Genomic DNA, 17430 nt, shown 5'->3' on the forward strand with positions numbered 1-17430 from the left:
TTTACGGCTCCAACGTCACGTTATACTTGGGTAGCGGGTTAGGCCACACGCAGTTGTTACTGTTGCGCGGACAAGCGAGCACCACCCTGGTACGTACATACGGTTTATATTTTTGTTCCAAATTGATATTAAAATGGTTACGCGGTAATTTAAACGGCTGTTTAAGAGAAATACCGCGCGCCAACGATTTTAACTTACTGCGGCTGGATGAATCTAAATACGCAAATTGAAATAATTTTTGACCGTTTAAGACTTCTTCGGCTTCAAACGGGATAGAATAAGCCCCGGCATTGCTTCCGCCCGACGCTTCCGATGCGTAAAAGTGAATTTTACTAAGCTCAAACGGTTTTGTTTTTATTTCCAAATAGGGCCGCAACTGCGCCGCACTCTGCCGGGCACAGTCGGAGCGTTTGCAATCGTTCACGTTTAAATAATACGCCTCGCGGAACATAATAGCGTTTTTGCTTAACTCCTGATACACGTAATCCTGCGACCGGTAAACGGACCCGACACGCGCGTATGTTTCCAAATAAAACACAATGGCTTGCACGGCCTGCCCGCCGCGGGTCATAAAGAAATGGTTATCCGCAAGCGTTTTACTCATAACGGGCACATACTTGTCACTGGGTGGGGCTTTGGGGTTTTCTTTTTCCCAGTCCGAACGCGGAAAGTCCGGATCCACGGTGTCCCCTTTAAAATATTGCAAGTCCCAATCAGTTTGTTCCGGCGCGGGATTTTTGTTAATACCCACGTCATGGTCCGGCCCGATAGACGGGAAACCGCCGCCTTTATAAAACAAATCAAACACGGTAATAGCATCCGAAGCGCGGGTGGGAACCGGCGGCAACGGATCAAAATTTACCAACTCCAAAAATACACGGTAGGGCAACGGTCCGTTGATCATGGCCATGGCGTTTAGATACGTGCTGGCAGAAGAAACTTGGGAGTAGGCGGCATTATCTAACGCAAATTGCTGGCGAACCTTGGTCATGGACACTTTGGCCGTTTCAAAGAGCAAGTAAATTACCAACACAAAAATAGGCGCAAGCAAAACGGAAGGCAACAAAATTTGTGCCTTGCGTTCACGCAATTTACCTAGAATGTATTGGCCGTGCAACATAATTAACTCGTCAAAAGCTGCCCGATGAAAGTGAAAAACCACCGGACAATATGGGTATGAAACGCCGTCAAAAACGCGGACAATACCACCGCCACCGTGGCTAACATCAGTACATATTCCACGGTTGCCTGTCCGGCTTGTCCGGACCAGGGTTGAAGTCCCGTTTTAACGCGTAACAAGTTTACTCCTCGTCGTCTTCGTCCGGCACGACTGTCCCTTCGGAAGAAATTAACCCTTTTTCAATCGCTTTGACCACCGCTTCCGTGCGGCTGCTTACACCTAATTTGTGAAACGCACTGTTGAGGTGGTTTTTAATCGTTTTAACACTGCAATCTAATTCTTTGGCAAGTTCCTTATTGCTAAGCCCTTTGCCTAAATAATCAAGCACCTTAATTTCGGTCTTGGTCAATGTGGCTTGGGAGGGCAGCCCTCCGTCGCCCATCTTGCGAAGGCCATGTAACAATTTGCCCATGAGTTGTTGGGGAATCATCAGCCCTTCGCTGGTAAATGTTTTAATGGAGTTAACCAACTCTGCCGCCGGCAACATTTTAGACAAATAGCCGTTGGCGCCTGCTTGAATAGCGTCTAATACGTGCGCTTCGTCTTCAAAGCTGGACAACATCAGCACGTTGACTTCGGGGCAGGACTCGCGGATTTGGCGGGTAGCATTGATACCGTCCATTTTCGGCAAACGGATATCCATAAGCACCACATCCGGTTTTAATTTTTTAGCTTTAGCTACGGCTTCAATACCGTCAGCCGCTTCGCCCACTACTTCCATCCATTTTTCGCCGGACAAAACATCTTTTATTCCTTCGCGGAAAAGTGTTTGGTCATCGGCAATAAGTACAGTTATTTTTTTCTTTGCCATATTCTACTCCCTTACGAACTTTAAAATTTACGCGTTCACTACCGGCAACGTAAAATTAAATGATGCGCCCTTGCCTAACCCCTCGCTATGCGCCCAAATACGTCCGCCGTGGTTGGTAATAATATCCTTGGCAATAGACAAACCAAGCCCCAACCGACCCACACGGTCTTTGGCTCCCACTTGGGTAAAACTGGTAAACAACTGCGGGGCTTTGTCGGGTTCAATACCATCCCCGGAGTCCGTTACCGACACTTTAGCATTTTTTTCATCTATTTTGCTAACAACAATATCAATACTTCCGTTATCGGGCGTATGACGCACAGCGTTTTCCAAAATGTTGGAAATTACTTGGCGGATACGTTTTTCGTCGGCCATAACAAAAACAGAACCGCAACTCTCAAACGTCACGTTAATAGCGCGCTTAGCGGCTTTGGCTTTAAAAATTTCCGCCGTTTTTTGCAAACTTTCCGTCAGTTCAAAACGGGTTTTTTCAATGCGCAGTTTACCTTTTTCAATGGCGGCCCAGTCCACAAGGTCTTTGATGAGATGTTCAATTTGGCTGATAGATTCTTCCATAAACATCATCTTTTTTTGTTGGTCCTCGTCGGGCGAGAGTTTTTTGCGTAACATATCAAAACTCATTTTAAGCGTCATCAGCGAGTTAGACAAGTCATGCGATACAATAGAGAAAAATTTGGACTTCATATTATTTAACCTATCCAAATCTTCGTTGCGGGTTTTAAGTTGGGCCAGTAACTCGCGGTTGCTTTCTTCCAAGAAATACTTATCTAACGCGCGGTTAATCGTGCGTTTTAAGTAATCAAAATCTACCGGTTTAATCAAAAAATCATACACAGACTCTTGCATCGCTTCCATAATAGCATTAAGCGACGCATACGCCGTAATCATAATAATTTGCGATTCTTTATTAAATGCGCGGATCTTGCGGATTAGTTCCATACCGTTTTCGTCGGGCAGGTTATAATCCATCAAAATGATGTTAAAAAATTCGCCGGCGCAAAGATCCAAACACTCCGCCGCGGTAGCGGCCTGATAGACTTTATAACCGTCCATCTCCAACAAATCTACTAACGTTTCACGTAGGTTATTATCATCATCTACAACTAAGATTTTAACGGGTTTCTCCATAACGGGTATCTCCTATTTGGTGATATATTTTTAGATACATTTGAAAACAAGATCCTTTCCCTTCTTCGCTGGTAATAAAGAGTTTTCCTTGATGCCGGTTGACAGCTTTACCGACGACCGCTAATCCCAACCCCGTGCCGCGGGCCTTGGTGGTAAAGAACGGCGCAAAAATTTTATGACGCAAACCTTCCGGCACGCCCGGGCCGGTATCGGACACGTAAATACACACCATGTCTTTGCCTGTCTTTACACCCACGGTAAGTGTTCCTTGGTTTTGCATGGCTTCCACCGCGTTAGCCAACAGGTTGCGGATTGCTTGTTTAATTTCTTCGGTATCAATTTTAACGTACACAGACATTATTTCCAACTTTTCTACCAGTTTAATACCGGCCGCAAACGGATAGGAAGTCAAAATATCGTGCACGTAACTGTTGACTTCAATTTTACTCAAAATCGGCTCACGCGAGCGCACATACCCCAATACTTCGCTGATAATACTGTTGGCCTGTTTGATTTCCGATTCAATGATACCGATTTGTTTTTCAATTTTGGCATCGGGCGTTTTAACAAGCATTTTAATGAGCCGCGTCGCATTGCTGATCACCGTAAGCGGGTTGCGGATCTCGTGGCTGATAACAGAGGCCATTTGTCCCATGGTGGCTAAGCGTTCATTGGCAACCAGTTTGGCCGTAGCGTCTTTTAATTCGCGGGTACGTTCTTCCACCCGTTTTTCCAGTTCTTGGTTAGAATCGGACAACTGGCGTTGGGCGGTGAGTAAATCTTCGCGGCGTTTGTAAAGTGCGTGCGACATTTCCACAAATACTTCTGCCAAGTCGCCAATTTCGTTGCGCGGAATATCCACATCGCTGCGTTCAATACTACCGGCTTCGCCGTCGCGTACGCGCAAAGCCGCCTTGCGCAATTTTTCCACGGGGCGGCTAATCGGTACAATGACCCAATAACTAACCCCCACAATAAATAACAAAAGTATCGCCAACAACCGCAGTAACCCCCCGTAAGAGTGAAGGGCACTGGCTACTACCAATTTGGAAGCCACATTGGCCGGTTGTCCCACAAAAACCGTCCACCCCATAGCCGGCACCGTAGCCGATGCAACCAGCCATTTTTTGTCGCTGGGCATGGTTACTTCGCCGACCGTTTGCCCGCTGAGTTGCTCTTGCATAGCTTGCACTTGTTCGTCTAACGAGCTAAGATTGGCACTCATCAGTCCGCCCGGCGAACCATTATACGCCACAATCTCGTGTTTATCATTGACGATAAACGCTTCCATGTCCAAGGGATAGGCCTGCACCAAAAGAGGAGCTAACGTACGCAAATTGACTTCCGCCACCAACACCCCACCCACGGCCGCGCCGGACAAACTTTCTTGTACCGGAAACGCCATAAGCACTAACCACCCCTCATTACTGAGTAAGGACGGGCCCATATACACTCTGTGTTGATTGACACACGTGTTTAACAGCACCGGCAATACATTTTGTTGCTGTGAATAGAGTTGTGAAACGCCGGAGGATAACACCCGTTTCCCTTTCGTATTAAGTAAGGCCAGATAGGTAATGGAAGAATCTTTTTTCTGTAAATAAGTAAGATCCGAAGCGTCCAAAAATGCATGACCGCCAAAATCGGTATGTAAATCTAAAAAAACGGTAAAAAATTCAGAGGTGTGCGCCAAATACGTTTGTACGACGGAAGACAAGCGCACCGCTACGGCCTGCTGCTTTTGAAAAATTTCGTGTTGCAATAAATGGCTGTTCACGCGGGTCAAATGGACACCAATAAAGACAAACGGCACCAGTGAGATCAAACTAAGTGCCAGTACCGCATTAAAAAATAAACCACGAAATTTTTTTCTACGCATATCCCTTGTCTTGTAAAACGGGGGCCGGATGTGTCCTCAGCCCCCGCCAGTTACTAAATTTTACTTACCCGTTAGCAACTACCGGACGGAGCGGACGGAACGCCTTGCGCGGCAGAGGGATTGAAAAATTCAAACCCTTTGAGTTTGGCAGCACCGTCTAAGCCCATTTGCACTTTACCTTCCCACACCAACGAGGGAGAGGCACTGATGTTATACTCCCGGGCATATTTGGCTTCTTCTTTTAAGAGTTCTACCCCTTCGGTATCAAATTTCTTCATAATCTTTTTCACGTTGATACCGGCCTCTTCCATCGCTTTATCCCAGCGGCTGGAGCGGTAGTCTTTGTTGCGAATTTCCAAATATTTCCAGAATTTCTCCGGGTAGTATTTGGCAATTAAGAGTTGGCGGACATTTTCTTCCCACTCCCCGGACCCGTGCAAACTGTTGAAACCTTGTTCGGGCGTGTAGTTGACAATGTAGCGCACACGGACGGTTTTATCTTGCGGGAAAGTGCCGTCTTTCTTGGCTTTAATAATCAAATCTTCCGCACGCACCCCATACGGGCATTGGGACATTACAAACAAGTCCATCACACCCGGTTGGGCGGTTTTATTGCCGTAAACACCTTGGCGGGTTTGATGCGGCAAAATGATAAATTCGTCATTTTCTTGCGCCACGCCGTATTGAATCGGCTGTTCCATTTTGGTACGGATGGCTTTTGTCTTTTTTACCAAATAAAGCGGTAAAAAACTGTAATCTAACCCGGCGAGTTTCGGGTCTTGGGCTACGGCAGAAACAGACACGTGTTTGACTACCGGTTCTACTTCTAAAAATTGACCCAATCCCTGCGTGAGCATTTTATCTTCTTTACCGGCTTCATATTCGTCCGATTCAATGACAATAAATTCAGCTCTCGTTTTGGGCTGGGTTTTGACCGGAGCTTTGGCCGTTTTAGTGGCCGCCGCCATCGCCGCACCGGCCAAGGCAAATACGCAAAATAGCGCAAAAACTTTTTTCATCATTTTTATACTCCCGTTAAATTATTTGTCTTCCAAATGCACTTGAACGCCGCGGATTCCCAAAGCACACAAAAAATTGTAGGTCCACAAAAAGAACACCACAGACACGAGTGCCAAAATAGTACCTTGGATAGCGCGCAAAACGAGCCCGAGAAAATAGGCCATCGTAAACGCTACATCCGGATTAAACATTTCCATCAGCGCGCTAATTAGCATCACCACAAAAACGGCTAACGGAAACACTGAAAACAACACCGACATCACAGGTATTTTTTTGATTTCTACTTTCATACATTTCTCCTAAAATTTATTTTTCCGGCTCCAACACTAAAACAATACGGTTTTTGCCGGCATCGTCCGGCAGTTGTACCGCCTTCACTACACATTGTACATTTTTATTCTCTACCGCACCACGTAATACTTTGGTGGGATTTTCCATCGCTTCGCCAACTACTTGTATGACTTCCTGTTGGCGGCTGTCAAATATATCTAACAAATGGACTTTGTCTTTACCCGGCACATTGAGTTCAAAATTAGTGTAAAGGATGTTGTTATTCTCGTCTACTACGAGTGCCCGCGATCCTTTCGGCACCATCACCGCGAAAATAGCTTTCCACCATTGTTGCTCTTTTTCCAAAGACAAGATTTCCCCTCGTTCCAGCCCTTTTACATCGTCGCGCACGCGCTCCAAAAGCGTAGTAACGGAAGCAGCCACATCGCCAATTTCATCACGTCTTGGTGGGAAAGAAAGCGTAATGTTATTCATGGACACAGCATCAATGCTGTCTTTAAGCGAAGTAAGCGGTCGGATAATTTTAAGCAGTAAAAATAAATACAATACGCCGCCGATAAGCAGCATCATAATCAGCGCGCCGATCGCATAGCGCACCATGGATGCCTCAATGAGTTTCTTAGCGTTTTGGCGCGACACAATAACGTTTACCACACCGGCTACCATATTGTCTTTAGCCAGTAACGGGATAGCCATATCGTATGCGTCGCCTTTACCAAACAAAATAGCACGCGGTAAGCGGTCACGCATCGCTTGCGCTACGGCGTTGGTGTCAAAGCCGACCGCGTTGTTATATTCCGAATAAGACATCCCCAAAAATTTGGTATTTTCGTGCCAACGGATAGATCCGTCGTAGTTTAAATACACCAAACTTTTGATACGGTCATCGTTGCGCACCAGTCCTTTCATCACTTCGGCTTCGCGGAAGGTGGCCTCGCCTTTGGGGCGGGCAGCTAATTGTTGCACCAAAGACGGCGCACGGTAGCGGACCATTTCCACCATTTCGTTTTGTAACTTTTTATCAAATACGAATTTGAATAAATTGTAATAGAATAGCCCGCCGATGACAGATGCATACACCGCCACCAGTACGAACCATAAAAGCCATTTTGAAGTCAGTTTCATTACATGCTCCCTTATTTAAGTAATTCTTCTACTTTGCGAAGTCCCAAATCGGCATCGCTGTTACCGGGGTCTAGTTGTTTGGCCACGATCCACGCTTGGCGGGCGCGTTCATAATCATCTTGGTTAAACGCATCTAACCCCTCAATGTACTTGGCGCGCGAGGCCGCACTGGCCTCGGCCGACACCCGGCTCACCCCACCGCCCAATGTCGGCAAGGTTTCGTTGGCTCCGGCCGCGGCGGCACCCGCCCCGGTGGAGGAAGTAGTCGTCGTGGTGGTAGTAGTCGTGGTGGTCGTTGTAGTAGACGTACTGCCCGGCACAATCGTTTGACCGGAAACACCCGGGATCGGATTGTCAATAGAGACCGTTTCAATCACATCCGGTTTATCTTCGTCTTCCTGTTCTTGTGCGGCAGCAGCGGCGGCCACAGCGGCTTGTTGGGCTTTTTGCTCTTGGAGCAAGCGTTGGCGTTGTTGCATGCGCAAATAATTTTCTTTGGCATCACGCGCTTGTTTGATAAGTCCGTCCATCGCGGAAGTATCTGCCCCCCATTTTTTGGCATTGTTCCAATACGAAACAGCTTGGTCAAATTTAGCCGCATTGTAAGAACGGGTCCCGGCAGTATAATATCCGGCGGCGATTTCGTTCTTGAGTTGCGACATATACTTTTGGACCCGCGGATCGCCGGGCTGAATTTTGGTAATCCGTTCAAATACGGCGTACGATTCCACGTATTGTCCTTTATTATAAAAATCAAGCGCTTGTTTCATATATTCTTCTACTTGCTGTTTGCGCAGTTTATTTTCCGCATCGGCAATTTTGGAAACAAGTTTCGGGTCGTCTTTACGCATTAAGAGTGCGTTATACCACGCATCTAACGCTTTTTGATAATCACCGTTTTTTTCGGCTTCGTCTCCGCGGCGGGTATATTCTTTGGCAATATCGTAATCAATTTTGCGTTTCCACGATTGGGCTTTGGTATTGCCGGGCTGCAAAGTCAAAATTTCGTTGACCTTATCGTTGGCTTCTACCAAGCGGCCGCTGTCGTACAAGCGGGAGGCCTCTTGGAATTTGGCCTCAATCACTTGTGCCTCTGACGTCGTACCATACGTGCCCATATTTTGGGCCTGTTTGGCTAGTGTCTGGGCTTGTTTGAAATTCGGATCAATGCTTAAAATGGTTTGTGCCATTTCTTGCGCGCGTTGGTAATCGCCTTGCTTATACAGCGTGTAAGCATTTTCATACACCATACGCAAGGTATAATTTTGGATACGCTGTTTTTCCAACTGAACCGTGGAAAGATATTGTTTGCGTTCTTCCACATCATTTAACGTACCCATGGAAATTTTGCCCAGGTCCAAGAGCATACCGGCCTCTTTGCCGTGTTGGCGCACCGTAGAAGGACGGTTAAATGTATTATTGGCCGCCCACACAGACGCGGCGACGGATAGTAAAACAAATGCAAAAACCAGGTTTTTCTTCATAATTTATCCTCTAAAATCCCATACCGCCGTTGACAAGGCCCATAATCATCGGCGCTAAGATTAAAATAAAAATCGTCGGGAAGATGAACATAAAGAGCGGAAATAACATCTTCGTAGAGGCCTGCGCGGCTAACTTTTCGGCGCGGCTTAAGCGGCGCGCGCGAAGGTCCGTAGAGAAGTTGCGCAGCAAGTCCACCAAGCTCGTACCGAGTTCGTCGGATTGGATAATCAGCCCCACCAGTGAGCGCACTTCCTGTACGCCGGTCCGGGCGGCAAAACGTTCTAACGCTTCGCGACGGGAATAACCGAGCTTAATTTCGTTAATAGTTTTTTCCAGTTCTTCTTCCAAAATTGTTTTTTCTTTGGCAATTTTAATAATACGCTCAAATGCGGTTAAATAATCTAAACCGGATTCAATAATAAGCGCGGCCAAATCTACCGTGGTAGAGAAATTGCCTAAAATTTCCGCTTGGCGTTTTTCTATTTTACTTTTGATGATAACGTCGGGTAAATAGAAACAAAGCGGCACTAAAATAACCGGCCAAACCGACTGGAATAAAAGCATGATCGCCGCCGGGACAAGTAAAGCACACCAAATTTTGCTGTACAAAATATCTACCGGTTGCGGATTATCGGGGCTGCCCAGTTGCATGTGCATTTCTTCCAAGCTGTCTTCCACATGAAAGTTACGCAAACAGAACACGGCCACGCGGTCCCAAAATTTTTCTTCCGGCTGCAACCGCGCAAAACTGGACGTAGATTTAAACCGTTTGACGGCAATATCCACAACTTCTTCCTTCTTTTCTTTGGGCGAGAGCAAGCCAAATATCGTCAGGAATACGGCAAACGTTCCTATGGCGAGTAACAATTTTAAACCGACGGTAAAAATTAAGCTATTCATATTACACCCGTACCTCGCCCATTTTCTTGAGAATCTTCATACCAATTCCGATCCAGATAATACAGAACAGGAACACACAAATTCCCAGCGGGCTTGTGTAGAACGAAAACATTTGCGACGGATTGAAAATAAACATTACCAGCATCATCACAAACGGCATAATACTTACTACGATAGATTGAATCTTCTGTTGCGCTGTCATGGCTTGTAGTTTTTCTTCCAGTTTACTTTCTTCGCGGATGTTTTCCACCAAGCGCGAGAAAATAACCGTCAAATTACCACCGACCTGCCGCTGAATAATAATCGCTTTAACGATATAAGAAAGCATCCGGCTGTCCACACGTTCGGTTAGCCCGTCCAACGCTTTTTCAAAGGGAGTGCCGAGTTGGTAGTTTTTAACCACGAGGCCAAATTCATCGGCAATCGGCGGCAACATATCGCGCGAAACAAGCTCAAACCCTTGCACAATATCCATACCCGAACGGAGCGAGTTGGACAGCAAAATAAGGGAGTCCATCAGTTGCGCGTTCACCTTGCGTCCGCGGCTTTTTTTGAGCGCATCCAACACCGCCATCGGCATACGGATACTGATAACACCGCCTAAGAATAAAACGAGCAGGAAGATAAACACACCCAAAAATCCGCCGGCTATTAAGCCCATGAGCAACCCGCCCAACGCAAAGAAAGCGATGGTGCCAAATACGATGTATTTGATATCAATAGTAACGAACTGACGGTTGAAATCTTCGGCCCAGGCAGAACTTTTTTGTTTATAATCCTCCAAAAAAACTAAGATATTTTCTTTTTTATTTTCCAATAGTAAAAACACAGCTAACCCCGCCAACGCCGAGCCAAGCACAATCATAAACAGACTGGTAGCGCGGTCCGCCGGGGTCGTGCGGTAAATTTTCGGATCCGGCACACTGCCCGGAATCGGTGAGCTCATAAACTGCGAGAACAAATGGTTCGCCAATACCACAACGGCCATAACTGACTTGCGGTATTTATCTTCGCGTTGGCTGATAGGGCTGGAAAACGACTCAATCGTGCTGAAAAATTCGTTGTTAATAAGTTCAAACGTAGATAACATGGAACGCGCCCGGCCTTCCATGCTGTCTTTCATGACAAGCAGTTGTTTGCCGCGCAGTAAGTCTTTATTTAAGCGGTCCAATGTAGCCATTAAGTTAATGCGGTTGCCCACATACCCGCGGGAAAGTTGATCTAGTACAATAGGCTGGTTAGGGTCTAACGACTTATCGGCCCGGTCCAAAAATAAGTACACGTTGGAAAACGCCTGACGCCACAAATCTACCTCGCTATACGTCCCCTCGTTGGGCACATAGACCACTTTGTTAGCGTCCATACGGGTCAGCTCATCGGCAAACCATTTGGGCATAGACACTTTGCGCACCCGGCCACCGCCGCACTCGGCCGGCAATTCATACTCTTTTTTATCGTTGGCCAAATGGACGTCAAAAAACTCGGCCATGATACGCATTTTTTCCATGGAACAACGGATGCTGGTGCGGTTTTTGGCCGACAACGCACGCCCTTGCCCGTCCACAGGCGCGCCTACGAGCAAGCCCACAATCAAACATACGATAATTCCATGTAGTTTTTTCATGTTAAATTCCTATGCACCTACCGGCGGAGCAGGCGGAACGGCGGTTTCCCCGCTTTGCGCTTGTTCCTTTTTCAAGGCAGACAAATCCGGCTCACCGTTTTCATCAAGCGGCACGGCTCCTTTGGTAAATACCGATTCATCCACCGGTTGGCCTTTGGCCGCAAATTCTTCATAAAACGTAGGCAAATTACCCGTCGGGGCGAAGATACCTTGCACCTTACCGTTTTCATCTACGCCCGTCTGCACATAGCGGAACAAGTCGGTAGATTGAATTTGACCGTCTTTTTGTCCGTGCATTTCGGTAATGTAGGTTACTTTACGGGATCCGTCCGAGAAACGAGACAGTTGGACAATCATGTTCACCGCCGAAGAAATCATTTCGCGGATAGCAAAAATCGGCAAATCGGCTCCGGTTTGCATACACATCGCTTCCAAGCGGGATAAACCATCACGCGGGGTGTTAGCGTGAATCGTCGTTAAAGATCCTTCGTGACCGGTGTTCATGGCCTGTAACATGTCTAACGCTTCGCCGCCGCGGCACTCCCCGACCACAATGCGGTCCGGACGCATACGTAAGCAGTTTTTGACTAAATCTTGAATCGTAATGGCCCCTTTGCCTTCCACGTTTGGCGGACGGCTTTCCAACGATACCCAGTGCGGCTGTTGCAACCGGAGTTCCGCGGTATCTTCTACGGTAATGATACGTTCGTCATCAGCGATATAACCGGAAATAGCATTTAAGAACGTCGTTTTACCGGTACCCGTACCCCCGCAAACAATAATATTTTTGCGGATCTTAACGCACCGTTTGATAAACTCCATACACTCCGGGCTGATCGTACCGAACCGGTAATAATCTTCCGGGCCGAACGGCTTGGTGGAGAAACGGCGGATCGTAAGCGTCGGGCCGGAAACCGCGAGCGGCGCGATAATGGCGTTTACACGGGAGCCGTCTTTCAAACGCGCGTCCACAAGCGGCACAGATTCGTCAATACGGCGGCCGAGCGGGGCCACAATACGTTTAATAACCTGTACGACTTGTTCGTTATTTCTAAATTTGTATTTGGTTAAGGTCAACTTACCTTTTTGCTCAATAAAAATCTTGTCAAAGGCGTTGACCATGATTTCGGTAACGGCCGGGTCGCGCATTAACACTTCCAGCGGCCCTAACCCTAAAATTTCGTCTAATAATTCAGACGTAAACCGCGTGCGTTGGTCGCGCGAGAATTGCAAATTGGGTTGCTTTTGTAAAATATCATCCACAATAGCGGCCACACGTTTGCGGGTTTGCTCACTGGCGGCACTTTCGTCACTGATGGCGATGTGCTCAATCTCCAACGTGCGCACGACTTCTTTGTGAATTTTCTGTTTTAAATCGTCCCAAAACGAAAGTTGGGCTTTATTTCCCTCATCTTCCGTAGCGATATGATCGGTAGAAATAGATTTTTTACCGTCATTAAAAAGCACCGGCGACCAAATTTCCTGTGCGGCTTGGGTAAATTCTTCGTCGGAAACGGAAGAGGACCAATCTTTAGGAGCCGGTTTTAAATCACGGATTTTGGCAAGCACCAAACGGAGCCCTTTGACCCACTCGGACTGCGGACTTGTGATAATTTCCACCTCGCGGCGGTTGGAGGTGGCCATGACATCTGCGTCCCACGGCAAAAACACATCTACTTCGCGCCCTAATTGCGAGTAGAATTTTTCCATTTCTTCGTAAGGAATAGATCCGGGCATATCGTACCCGTTACAAATTACGCTCACGCGGTCCATGGGATAGTGTTGCTCTTTATAATCGTTAAAAAGTTGCACCGTGGAGTTAATATGTGTACGCGTGGCGTTAGACACCCAAAACACTTTGTCGGCAATATCAAACGCAAACGCCTGCATAGGGAAACTGGAATCAACATCTAAAAAGATATCAAAAGTTTGCGACAAACGCGATAAAATCGGAATTAAAATTTTCGGGCTGATAGCGGCCACTTGTGCCCGCGTGTTACCAAGAGGCAGTAAACCTACCCCCCATTGGGACATGGAAATTTTCCCGCGCAAAAGTCCCCCTACTACTGCAATAGACGTATTGCCCAACACTTTAAGCAGGTCCGACACGCTGACCGGATCAGAAATATCTAAGTAAAAATTATGCTCTTGGCGCGCGAGCGGATCCAGCGGCACAATGAGTACCGGACGTTTTTGGATACCCGCCCAGCCCAGCGCCAAATTTAGCACCAACGTCGTCTTGCCGACGCCCTCTTTCGGCCCGGCAAAAGCGATAATTTTTGCTTCATTTTGGGGAGTTTCGCGTTCTTCAGCCATACCCTACTCTACGATTTCTACCGTAATGAACAGGAAGAGCGAGCGTTGCTCTTCGGTAACGTCTTTGCTCTTAAAGAGTAAGCCGATTAACGGCAATTTGCCTAAGAACGGCACGCGGTCTTCGGACACGTTACGCGCACTGCTCTTTAAACCGCCGATCACAAGCGTTTCGCCGCTGTTAAGTTCCACGTGGGTTTCCACATCGCGGTTGGTAAACGAAGGCGCCGTGGCCGTACCGATTACCACCGTACGGGAATAGTCCACCGTGGAAACGGCCAGTTGCACTTGCAAGTCAATAATGTTGTTGCGTTCGGGAATGATCGTGGGAAGTACGTTAAGCAAAATACCGTAATCTTCCATTTGCGATCCAACCCCTTGGTTATTGACTACCGGTATCGGCACTTTACCACCGACGGAAATTTTAGCACTGTTGCCCGAAGAAGTAACAATCTTCGGGTTAGAAAGCACTTGGGCGCGGCCTTCCGTTTCCATTAAACGAAGGCGCGTAGTTACCGCGGTTTTGCGCTGAAATTCGCCTAAGGATAAAATCCCGGGGATTTCGGCTTCTTCAAAATCAAACAGTTGGTTCCATGCAAAACCCTTGACGCTCTGCATCGTACCGCCGATTTCCACCACATCGGCACTCACAGCCACCAGCTGCGTCCGTTTAGCGTGTACCGTACCCGGCAAGAGTACGCCCGCGAGTAAAACTGCTAAAGATACTTTTGTAATAAATTTCGTGTTCATAATTTATCCCACTAGTTAAATAATTTTTCAAAGGTGGCAATTTCCATCAAGTAGTTGTTCACGTCGCCGTGAGAACGCAAGATGACCGAAATATCGCCTTCTGCTTGCGCCAGAGCCAAGTACTGCGCATCCCGCGGAGACAACGCCAACGCCAAGGTGGAGTTGTCCGAATAAGCAGAGGCCTCTTCGTCTTTGGTTTTCATAGCGCTGGCCGAACGGGCGTCTAATCCCTGTCCTAAGTCAGCCCCGACACCCAACACTTTTACGTTTTGCAGCAATGTAACGGCTACTTTTTGGCGATTACCGCTTTTCATCACCGCTTCAAACGTAAGCAGTACGTCCACGTTATCGTCCGGCTTAATCATACTGGCCGTGGCAACGGGAATACTAATCATATACCCGCGCATCTGCACCGGAATTTTGCTGGACAAGCCCGCCTCGGGAGACAAAGACGTAATAGCATACTTAGAAATTTGGTTACCTTTAGGAATTTGGATGCGAGCCACCGCATTTTCAATGGCTTTAAAGTCAGCATCCGTTGTGTACGTAAACGCATCTTTTTGCAAGTACGCAGCCGGCACAGGAACGGGGCGGATAAAGTCGCGCTTAATCACTTCGCGCTCTTTAATATCGCGCAAGGGCACGAACACTTGCTTAATATTCTTAGAAGCGTTTAACTTCTTCTCCGCGCTGCTGACAATCATCGCGTACACCAACGCCGCAAGTATGGCTACTATCAAGGGCAGGAAAATTCCTTTTTTCATGTTGTCTCCTTAAAATTACGTCAATTCTTTAATACTTTCAAATCTATTTCGTATCCGAACTTAAATATGCCTTTTCAATGGGCATACGTGTTACCACTCTGATCCGGCGGATGCCGTCGCGCTTGGGCTCGCTGGCCAGTACATAGCTAGTGCCCGGAAACAGCAAATGCACGGGGTACGTCACTGTAACTACTACATCTTCATGGCGGTGTTTTTTATACATCGGGTCCACGCCGGTGGTTTCCACCTTTACGTTCACGCCAATTCCTCCCGCCTTGGTGCCAAACACTTTTTGTTTGGCTTGGTTAATTTTCTGCGTGATGACCGTCCGATCGGGGTTGCCGCTGGGCTTTTTGACAGCTACGAGCGACCCGATACGCGCAAATTCGTAAGAAGCGTGGTTAGCAATCACTGAGTGGTAGGCGATGTTGCCGTATTCAAGCACGAAGAAAATCATCAGCATAAATACGGGCAAAATCAGCATTAGCTCGGCGGTAACCTGCCCCCCACACTTCTTAGCGAATTTGCACATAAATTACATTTCGTTCATGCTGCCGGTGATTTTCGCTTTGACTTGTTCAAACAAATCCGGCATGAACTTTTTAATGAGCATGCCCGCCAAACCGGCTACACCCACTACTACTACGAGCATGAGCACGTATTCAATGGTGTTCTGCCCTTCTTTTTTCTTGAGGCAATCAAACGCTTTGGCTTGAATGCTGTTCATTTTATTTTGCAATGCAACGATAAACTTCATAGTCCGTCCTCCTGATTTTAAAAATTATTTTCCTGCATCATATTCCTTCAAAATTAGCTGTGCGCCCTCGTCAAACTGTTGCGGCACCAAGTATGAGTACAACACATAAAAGGAAATAATCGCCGAAAACAACCCCGCCGCCACAATAATATATTCTACGGCGGTCTGTCCTTTGTTATTTAGCCATTTTTTCCCTTTTTTAAACATACTTAAAATTGTACGGATACCGCGAGTTGTTGCGATGTCCCGAGTGCTCCAAACGGCGTTACGGAGTAGTCAATAGACGCACCGTAACCAAACAGTTCAGAGCTGTAAATACCAAAGCCGAAAGATACTTTAGAGGTTTCCTGTAACCCAATATCTTTGACCCACGAATCTTCCGTATTGACCCCGGTGTTTTCGCGCGTATAATACCCAACGCGCAGATCAAACCGGGCCACTTGTAATAAATCTTCCGGGATGTGCACGGCCAAGCCCACGCCGTAGCGGGCGTTGTCGTCTTTATACTTCATATATTCGCCGGAGATAGTGAAATAGCGCGTATCCAAATCGGCCCCTAAGCGCAGTCCGTTAGGCATATCGTCTTTATCGCCGATGTTAACTAAAGCACCGCCTAAACCGAGCCAGTTGACCAGGCGCAATTTAGCACCTACATCAAAACCGATATTATCGTAATGGTTATGGCCCGAACCGTTATATAAGCGTTCGCTAATATACTTAGCCGTACCGCCCAGTTGGAGTTTCTGGTTAATAAATCCGCGCGCAATAGAAATACCGCCCACGAAGTTTTGCACCGGCACGCCGACTTCCGGGAGTTGGTGTCCCCATTTATCGCGGAAATCAAAATCATCCATATCCATATAGTTTAAGGATACGCCGATAATGGTTTTGCCGATCGGTTGCAAATACGCCAAGGTACGCGCTTTATAACCCTGTAAATAGTCCAAGTACGTAAACCCGATTTCGCGCGTAGTGGCCGAAGCCGCACCGGCGGGGTTCCAGTACAAGGCCTGCGGGCCGTCCGCAATAGACACATAGGCATTACCTAACGCCGTAGCGGCCGGGGCACCCGCACCGATTTTTAAGAACGCAGCCGCGCTAGTACCGGCATTTTCGTTAATGCTGGCCGTCGCGTTTGCGCCGCAGAAACCAACTGCTAAACAAGCTAGTAAAACTTTGGTTTTGATATTCATAAATGTTTTTCCTGTCAAACTCCTTATTTTAATACTACAAATTTTTCACTACGGGATGAGCACTTTGACTACTTTTTGGCAATGCTCCCGGCCCATTTGTGCCTTAAAGTCTATCAGCCCAAAGTATACCCCGCGCGCTACCTTCTTGCCGTGTTGGTTCGTCTTATCCCATCGGCATCTCAAGGCCGC

General features: G+C 47.3%; 18 protein-coding genes. All 18 read right to left on the reverse strand.

Annotated features, from left to right (window positions below):
- Position 1 precedes the first annotated feature (1 nt).
- The 18 genes from ACQY2W_RS03625 to ACQY2W_RS03710 all read right to left on the reverse strand — a co-directional run bounded on the left by ACQY2W_RS03625 (position 2) and on the right by ACQY2W_RS03710 (position 17241).
- A complete protein-coding gene (locus tag ACQY2W_RS03625; RefSeq protein ID WP_428049468.1) occupies positions 2-1120 on the reverse strand; it encodes a TadE/TadG family type IV pilus assembly protein in 1119 nt (372 codons plus the stop codon).
- Positions 1121-1122: 2 nt separating this feature from the next.
- Positions 1123-1299 carry a hypothetical protein gene (locus ACQY2W_RS03630; protein ID WP_428049470.1) on the reverse strand — a complete coding sequence of 59 codons (177 nt, stop codon included), beginning with the start codon at positions 1297-1299 and terminating at the stop codon, positions 1123-1125.
- A gap of 2 nt (positions 1300-1301) precedes the next feature.
- Positions 1302-1991 carry a response regulator gene (locus ACQY2W_RS03635; RefSeq protein ID WP_428049472.1) on the reverse strand — a complete coding sequence of 230 codons (690 nt, stop codon included), beginning with the start codon at positions 1989-1991 and terminating at the stop codon, positions 1302-1304.
- 27 nt (positions 1992-2018) lie between these two features.
- Positions 2019-3140 (reverse strand): ATP-binding protein, encoded by a 1122-nt coding sequence (locus ACQY2W_RS03640; RefSeq protein WP_428049474.1) that lies wholly within the window; start codon positions 3138-3140, stop codon positions 2019-2021.
- Entirely contained in the window at positions 3124-5019 is a 1896-nt protein-coding gene (locus ACQY2W_RS03645) for a sensor histidine kinase (RefSeq protein WP_428049476.1), read from the reverse strand. Before ACQY2W_RS03645 ends, ACQY2W_RS03640 begins: the two co-directional genes overlap by 17 nt.
- 71 nt (positions 5020-5090) lie before the next feature.
- Positions 5091-6041, reverse strand: coding sequence for a DsbA family protein (locus ACQY2W_RS03650; RefSeq protein ID WP_428049478.1), 951 nt, complete (start codon positions 6039-6041; stop codon positions 5091-5093).
- An 18-nt stretch (positions 6042-6059) separates the two neighbouring features.
- Positions 6060-6329 (reverse strand): hypothetical protein, encoded by a 270-nt coding sequence (locus ACQY2W_RS03655; RefSeq protein WP_428049480.1) that lies wholly within the window; start codon positions 6327-6329, stop codon positions 6060-6062.
- Between the two features lie 16 nt (positions 6330-6345).
- Positions 6346-7455, reverse strand: coding sequence for a HAMP domain-containing protein (locus ACQY2W_RS03660; RefSeq protein WP_428049482.1), 1110 nt, complete (start codon positions 7453-7455; stop codon positions 6346-6348).
- Between the two features lie 11 nt (positions 7456-7466).
- The gene (locus tag ACQY2W_RS03665) at positions 7467-8939 is read right to left on the reverse strand and encodes a hypothetical protein (RefSeq protein WP_428049484.1); all 1473 of its coding nucleotides are present in this window, start codon (positions 8937-8939) and stop codon (positions 7467-7469) included.
- A gap of 10 nt (positions 8940-8949) precedes the next feature.
- On the reverse strand, positions 8950-9840 hold the full coding sequence (locus tag ACQY2W_RS03670; protein WP_428049486.1) for a type II secretion system F family protein: 891 nt from the start codon (positions 9838-9840) through the stop codon (positions 8950-8952).
- Position 9841: 1 nt separating this feature from the next.
- Positions 9842-11464, reverse strand: a complete 1623-nt coding sequence (locus ACQY2W_RS03675; RefSeq protein ID WP_428049488.1) for a type II secretion system F family protein — start codon at positions 11462-11464, stop codon at positions 9842-9844.
- Between the two features lie 9 nt (positions 11465-11473).
- Positions 11474-13780: an ATPase, T2SS/T4P/T4SS family gene (locus ACQY2W_RS03680; protein ID WP_428049490.1), complete on the reverse strand. Its 2307-nt coding sequence runs from the start codon at positions 13778-13780 to the stop codon at positions 11474-11476.
- A 3-nt stretch (positions 13781-13783) separates the two neighbouring features.
- On the reverse strand, positions 13784-14527 hold the full coding sequence (locus ACQY2W_RS03685) for a hypothetical protein (protein ID WP_428049492.1): 744 nt from the start codon (positions 14525-14527) through the stop codon (positions 13784-13786).
- Positions 14528-14538: 11 nt separating this feature from the next.
- Positions 14539-15291, reverse strand: coding sequence for a Flp pilus assembly protein CpaB (gene cpaB, locus ACQY2W_RS03690; protein WP_428049494.1), 753 nt, complete (start codon positions 15289-15291; stop codon positions 14539-14541).
- A 43-nt stretch (positions 15292-15334) separates the two neighbouring features.
- Positions 15335-15823, reverse strand: coding sequence for a TadE family protein (locus ACQY2W_RS03695; protein WP_428049496.1), 489 nt, complete (start codon positions 15821-15823; stop codon positions 15335-15337).
- Positions 15824-15826: 3 nt separating this feature from the next.
- A complete protein-coding gene (locus tag ACQY2W_RS03700) occupies positions 15827-16048 on the reverse strand; it encodes a hypothetical protein (protein WP_428049498.1) in 222 nt (73 codons plus the stop codon).
- Positions 16049-16072: 24 nt separating this feature from the next.
- A complete protein-coding gene (locus ACQY2W_RS03705) occupies positions 16073-16255 on the reverse strand; it encodes a Flp family type IVb pilin (protein ID WP_428049500.1) in 183 nt (60 codons plus the stop codon).
- A gap of 2 nt (positions 16256-16257) precedes the next feature.
- Positions 16258-17241, reverse strand: a complete 984-nt coding sequence (locus ACQY2W_RS03710; RefSeq protein WP_428049502.1) for a hypothetical protein — start codon at positions 17239-17241, stop codon at positions 16258-16260.
- Between the last annotated feature and the right edge of the window lie 189 nt (positions 17242-17430).

It is taken from the genome of Candidatus Avelusimicrobium caledoniensis (genome assembly GCF_902756455.1).
GTDB lineage: Bacteria > Elusimicrobiota > Elusimicrobia > Elusimicrobiales > Elusimicrobiaceae > Avelusimicrobium > Avelusimicrobium caledoniense.